Genomic DNA, 4,387 nt, shown 5'->3' with positions numbered 1-4,387 from the left:
GCTACGGGCTGGGTGGGTGGCTGACGCAGGCGTATTCGTGGCACGTGGCCTTCTTCGCGGGAGGCGTGCCGGGCCTGATTCTGGGGGCCCTGGCCTTCTTCATGCCGGAGCCGAAGCGCGGGGCCATGGATGGTCCGGACGCGGCGGCGAAGCTGCCCTTCATGGTGGGGCTCAAGGGGCTGGGTCGCAACGCGGCCTTCTGGGCGGTGACGGCGGGCTACACGCTGATGACGTTCTCCATCGGCGGACTGGGCTTCTGGATGCCGACCTATCTGGTGCGCGAGCGAGGGATGGCGGCGGACAGCTCCGGCTTCATCTTCGGCGCGATTACGGCGGTGGCGGGCCTGCTGGGGACGGTGGCCGGCGGATGGCTGGGCGACAAGATGGACCGCAAGCGCGAGGGTGGTGGACTGTGGATGTCCGGCATCGGCCTCTTGCTGGCGGCGCCGTGCATGTACCTCGCGGTCAACCTGAAGGACGTGGGACCCGCACTCGCGGCGATGGGCGTGGCGCAGTTCCTCATCTTCCTCAACAGCGGCCCCATCAACGCCGCCATCGTCAACTGCGTGCCACCCGCGTTCCGCGCCTTCGCCATGGGGCTGAACGTGCTGTGCATCCACCTGCTGGGGGACGCGATTTCGCCCACGCTCATCGGCAACATCGCCGACGCGGCGAACCTGCGCACCGCCATCGCCGTGAATGCCCTGCCCGTGCTGCTGGGCGGAGTGGCCCTGCTCATCGGCGCGAGGCTGTTCCGCGAGGCCGTGCCGAGAGAGCGCGCTACCGCCTGACGGCTGGGTGCCCTACCCGGGGCGCACCCCTCCGCATCCGGATGCTGCGGTGCGGAGAGCGCGCTACCGCCTGACGGTGGCGTCAACCTTCGGCCGGTACTCTTCCGCCAGTCGCTCCACCTCCGCGGCCAGCCGCTCTCCGTCGGAGAGCAGCAGGGCCTTGAGGCGCGCGCGGTTGCCCAGCGTGAAGAACACGTCGATGTCCCGCCGGAGCACGTCCCAGCGCTCCGCGAAGTAGAGCGTGAACAGCGCCAGGGGCGGCACGATGAGGAAGGTCGGGAGCGCCCAGAAGGTGCCCCCCCACAGTCCCGCGGCGACAGTGAGCGCGGCCCACCACACGAGCGCCACGACAAAGGCCGTGAGGAACTTCACCGTCGCCTGCACGTCGAGTTCGGCCTTGCGGCTGGCCACCCTGGGCACCTGGTAGGGCAGCCAGAAGAGCACCAGTCCCAGTGCGAAGAGCGGCAGGCCGAACACCAGCGCCAGCAGGTTCTTCACGACGAAGGGGACGACGTTGCCTGTGCGGTAGACGAGCGCGAGGTCCTTGGGCCCTTCCGCGTGCACCAGCGAGAGACGACGCTGGAAGGACGCGAGATGGGTGCGCACGTCCTCGAACCGCTCGGGCTCCTGGGCGCGGAACAGTTGCACCCCACGCGCCCACAGGCGCAGCCGCTCTGCGTCCAGCGTTCCCCCCTGCTTGAAGGAGAAGAGCTGCTCGGCGAGCTGCACGAGCGGCAGGTCCGCCCACTCTTCCAGGTTGAGCGTCACGGCGCGGAGCCCCTCCGCGATGCGCTCGGTCAGGGCGCGCACGGAATCAGGTTCCGAGGCGGCATCCGCGGGGAGGAAGGTGGCCACTTCGATGGCGGGGCCCACGTCGATGAGCACCTCACTGCGGAAGACGTGCTTCTCCGCGTAGGTGAGGCCCACGGGAACGATGCGCACCGGGGCACCTTCCTTCGCGGCACTCAGCGCGATGCGCGAGGCCCCCGTCTTCAGCTCCGCCAGGCCGGGCTCGGAGTGGCTCTTCCCCTCGGGAAAGATGGTGATGGCGCGGCCTTGCACGAGCGCGCCCTTGGCGGCGTCGAGCGTGCCCTCGTTGCCCCCCATCTTCGTCGGGTCATCCTGCTTGCGGTACACGGGCAGCGCATCGAGTCCCTTGAGCAGCCAGCCGAGGACGGGCATGCGGAACAGCGGCGCCTTCGCCAGGAACGTCACCTTGCGGCGCGTGAGGATGAAGACCAGGGCCGGGTCGATGAGGCCATTGGGGTGGTTGCCCACGAACAACACCGGGCCCTCCGGCTCGGCGCCGGGTGCATTCACCTTCACCCGGTAGAAGAGTCGCAGACACACCGCCACCACGGCCCGGACGCACGCGTAGAACACGTCCCGGACTGTACCTCACGGGAAGGCGCGACAGCTCACGGGTACTGGTCCACGACGAGGATGACGCCCGTGTTGTCCTGCACGACGGAGAAGCCCTTCATCGGGCTCGGGTAGGCAATCAGCCCCTCGCCGTCACGGTCCCACCGCGCATCCAACAGGATGCCGCAGAACGGCACCGACATCGCGCCGCTCTCCGGCAGGAACACCCGGTCATAGCGACCGAACACCCGGTGCTTCGTCACGTACAACCGTCCACCGATGCGCGCGCCGGGCAGCTTCTTCTCCCCGTCGTCCCGAGGCAGCGCAATCACGAAGCTGTAGTTGTACCGGGCGGGACCCGGATGGTCCTGGATGGCATCGACAATGACGGGGACCTTGTCCCCTGGCTTCAACCCCAGCCGCTCCATCTGGACGAGCGCGCCCTTCGGACACGTCCCCTCCGGAGGCATCCACTTGGGGCGCTCCGGCTTCATCGCCGCGTCCTCCGTGTGGCCGCACCCCACGCCCCACGCCACCACCACCAGCGCCGTCAGCCATGCGGACCCGCGCATCCCGCCTCCTCAGAACGTACCGATGCTGAAGTGGAACTGCGTCCGCGCCTCGTTCACTTCCTCATCCGGGTCCAGGTTGAAGCCCACGTCGAACGCCAGCGGGCCCACCGGCGTCACGTACCGCAGGCCCACACCCGCCGCGTAGCGCAGTCGCTCAAAATCCAACCGCGTCCGGTCCAACCACAGGTTGCCCGCCTCGAGGAACAGCCCCAGGTCCAGCGACGTGAGCGCCGGCACCCGCAGCTCCGCCTTGCCCAGCGTGAAGAGCTCACCGCCCTGGCTCCCCGGCACCTGCCCCGCGAGCACCGCCTTCAGCTCTCCCGAGCACCCCGACGGGCTGATGAGTGAGCGGCAATCCCGCAGCCGCTGATGCAGCGCCTCGCGCACGTCCTCCGGCAACACACCGTCCTCGCGGAAGCCGCGCAGGCTCGACGAGCCGCCCAGGTAGAACAACTTCGAGCCGATGGTCTGCGCGCCAGGCTCCAGCGGGACGATGGTCCCCGCGCGCGCCGACAGCGCCAGACTCGCCCTGCGTCCCAGGGGAATGTAGCCACTCAGGTTGCTCGCCAGCTTCACGCTGTTGATGGGGAACGCCGCCACGGCATTGCCCGCCACGTCCGTGGGCTTCACGCTGATGCCTCGCGTGAGCTCCGCGCTGCTGATGAGCACGAGGCCGCGCCGGGGATTCGCCGGGTCGTCCCGGAAGTCGAGGGTGATGGACGGCCGCAGCGAATGCAGCGCGAAGTCGCCGTAGGGGTAGCGCAGCCGCTCCTGGTCGGCGCGGTTGAGCAACTCCAGCACGCCGGCGCGCGAGCGCAGCCGGTTGTTCTCCACTTCGTACGACAGCGAGGCGTTGAACCAGGACGTCACCGCCCAGTCGAGCGCCGCGGCCGCCGCGAATCGCGCGGACACATACGAGGGCCGGTGCACGCGCTCGGCAATCAAATCCAGTCGCGCGCCCACTTCGAACGGCAGCAGGAAGTACAGGCGCGGCTGCGACAGCGCCAGGTTGCCACGACCTCCCAGGCCCGCCAGCCCCTGAAGCTCCACGTCACAGCCCGCGGAGGCCGCGCCTCCGGACTGCTGACAGGCGATGCGACGGTCCGCGGACAGCGCCTCCGCGCTCCAGCCCGCGTAGTTCACCTTCCCGCGCGCCAGCAGGCTCAACCCCAGCCCATCGAGATTGCGATACGTCGTGTCCAGGGTGATGCGAGGACCGTCGACGAGGAAGTAGCCACCGGAGACCTGCCCATCCAGGCGTGGCCGCTCGTGCACCGTCACCACGATGTCCTTGGACGGCTCGCGGCGAGTCGGGTCCGCGAGCGAGACATCCACCTGTCGGAACAACCCCAACCGGGCCAGTCGACGCTGGCCCTCCGTCAGCGCCTCCAGCGCGAGCGGCTGCCCTTCCTCCAGGTTGAGGTTGGCCATGATGAGGTCCGGGTCCGTGCGCGTCAGCCCCTGCACCAGCACCTTGCCCACCTTCACCTGGGGCCCCGCGTCCGCGCGGAACACCACCGTCGCCGCCCGTCCGTCCTCTCCAACGGACGACTCCGTGGTGACGCGGGCGAAGAGATATCCCTGCTGCCCCAGCCCTCGCTCCAGGGACAGGCGCGCCGCCTCCACCGCCTCGAAGCTCAGGGGCAGGCCCTTGTGCACCCC

At 69.4% G+C, this 4,387-nt stretch carries 4 protein-coding genes; 1 reads left to right on the top strand and 3 read right to left on the bottom strand.

Annotated features, from left to right (window positions below; all coding sequences use genetic code 11):
* The coding region (locus HR086_RS44990) for an MFS transporter (RefSeq protein ID WP_174468731.1) at positions 1 to 791 on the top strand (791 nt) is incomplete at its 5' end.
* A 63-nt stretch (positions 792 to 854) separates the two neighbouring features.
* Here the strand turns inward: HR086_RS44990 and HR086_RS44985 are convergent.
* The 3 genes from HR086_RS44985 to HR086_RS44975 form a co-directional block, all read right to left on the bottom strand.
* Positions 855 to 2,174 (bottom strand): lysophospholipid acyltransferase family protein, encoded by a 1,320-nt coding sequence (locus HR086_RS44985; RefSeq protein ID WP_174468730.1) that lies wholly within the window; start codon positions 2,172 to 2,174, stop codon positions 855 to 857.
* 35 nt (positions 2,175 to 2,209) lie between these two features.
* Positions 2,210 to 2,725, bottom strand: coding sequence for a hypothetical protein (locus HR086_RS44980; protein ID WP_174453031.1), 516 nt, complete (start codon positions 2,723 to 2,725; stop codon positions 2,210 to 2,212).
* Positions 2,726 to 2,734: 9 nt separating this feature from the next.
* Positions 2,735 to 4,387, bottom strand: a 1,653-nt coding sequence (locus HR086_RS44975) for an outer membrane protein assembly factor (RefSeq protein WP_174468729.1), incomplete at its 5' end; no start/stop codon positions are given.

The sequence above is a fragment of the Myxococcus sp. CA039A genome (genome assembly GCF_013336645.1).
GTDB classification, from domain to species: Bacteria; Myxococcota; Myxococcia; order Myxococcales; family Myxococcaceae; genus Myxococcus; species Myxococcus llanfairpwllgwyngyllgogerychwyrndrobwllllantysiliogogogochensis.
The sequence above is the reverse complement of the archived record's forward strand: the minus strand, read 5'-3'. Positions and strand labels throughout refer to the sequence as shown.